General features: G+C 31.6%; 1 protein-coding gene. It reads right to left on the reverse strand.

Going from position 1 to position 1,373, the window contains the following annotated elements; translation table 11 throughout:
• Positions 1–210: 210 nt before the first annotated feature.
• On the reverse strand, positions 211–1,254 hold the full coding sequence (locus DB891_RS17410) for a ligand-binding sensor domain-containing protein (RefSeq protein ID WP_223256141.1): 1,044 nt from the start codon (positions 1,252–1,254) through the stop codon (positions 211–213).
• Positions 1,255–1,373: the final 119 nt, after the last annotated feature.

Below are 1,373 nucleotides of genomic sequence, written 5' to 3' on the forward strand. Positions count from 1 at the left end.
GCTTTATTTGAACTGTAGAATAGAATAATTGGGAGGTTTTAATGGGGAAAATAGGTTTTTTCACAGCCTGACGTTCCGACGCTTGGCGAGGTTGGGGACTAAATTAAGATTAATATTTCGTTTAAACACAAAATTTCCAAATACAAAACCAATTTTAAATTAGGTCTAAAACCCCAATCTTGCCAAACTGCTGTTGTGCGTTCGTATTTCTTAAAATTGCTTTTCAAAAGCCTTTCCGTTAAACTTAAATATATTTCCGTCTGCCATTCCAAAAAGCAAATTGTTTTTGTTGTCTTTATAAATAGTCCAAATCATTGGATTAGATAGTTTATCACTAATTGAATAGTTTGTCAAAGTTTTGCCGTCATATTTCCAAGCTCCTGTATCTCTATCTCCAAACCAAATACTACCTTCTGAATCTTCTTCAATAGCAAAAACGTGTTCAAGTGTACCTGGTTTTGATTTATCTCCTCTTCTTGTGCTTGTTGGGTGGATTAAATTATTCTTTTCAGAAAAATTAATTATTGAATTACCTTCCATTAGCAAAACACCAATTCCATTATTTCCTATCCAAATTCGTCCTTTTGAATCTGCTAATACACTTCTTATATGCAAAAGCTCATTATCTTTTAGATTTAATTTTTCATTATCAAAGATATTTACCATTTTACTATCATAGTTGAATAGTGCTGCATAAGTCGCAATCCAAACTTTACCGTCTTTATCTTTTGAAATATCAGTTACGCCATAAGTATTATCAGGATTTTCATTTATGGGTTTTGGAAAAATTAAATAGTTCATATTTATTCCATCAAAACGATTTATTCCGCCTTCTTCCCACGAATAAAACCATAAATTTCCATTGGTTTCATTCCAATTAAATATTGGGTTGTTATTTTTAGGAGGATAATTAGTAAACTTTCCTTTGTCATATACACTTATTCCTTTTGCAGTTCCAAACCAAATTTTTCCATTCTCGTCTTCTTGGATTGAACGGATTTGATTGTCGGATAAACCTTTATTAGTTGTAAAGTATTCAAATGATTTTCCATTATAAAAACTTACGCCTTCATTATGACTTCCAAACCAATAATTGCCTTTACTGTCCTGAAAGATAGCACGTATTGCAGATGTAAATTTTAAGGTGTCGGTTTTTGAAGTTACTACCAATTCAGGTTTGTTAGTTTCTTTTTCTGTTGATTTCTTCTCAACACAAGAAAAATTTAGTGTCAATATCAGTAGTATGTAAATCATTTTCAATTTCTTGTTCATTTCGGGTTTCTCTAATATGACGCACAACGTTTGCGGCTTTGCGAAGTGCCTTCTCTTCGCCGCTCACTAATAATAGCTAAAATAGACAATTTTTTTATAAT

Origin of the sequence: Flavobacterium laiguense (genome assembly GCF_003097655.1) — a bacterium.
Lineage (GTDB): Bacteria > Bacteroidota > Bacteroidia > Flavobacteriales > Flavobacteriaceae > Flavobacterium > Flavobacterium laiguense.

Excerpts from the sequence above, each read along its gene's own strand:
- DB891_RS17410 (WP_223256141.1), bottom strand. The coding sequence starts at position 1,254 with ATGATTTACATACTACTGATATTGACACTAAATTTTTCTTGTGTTGAG.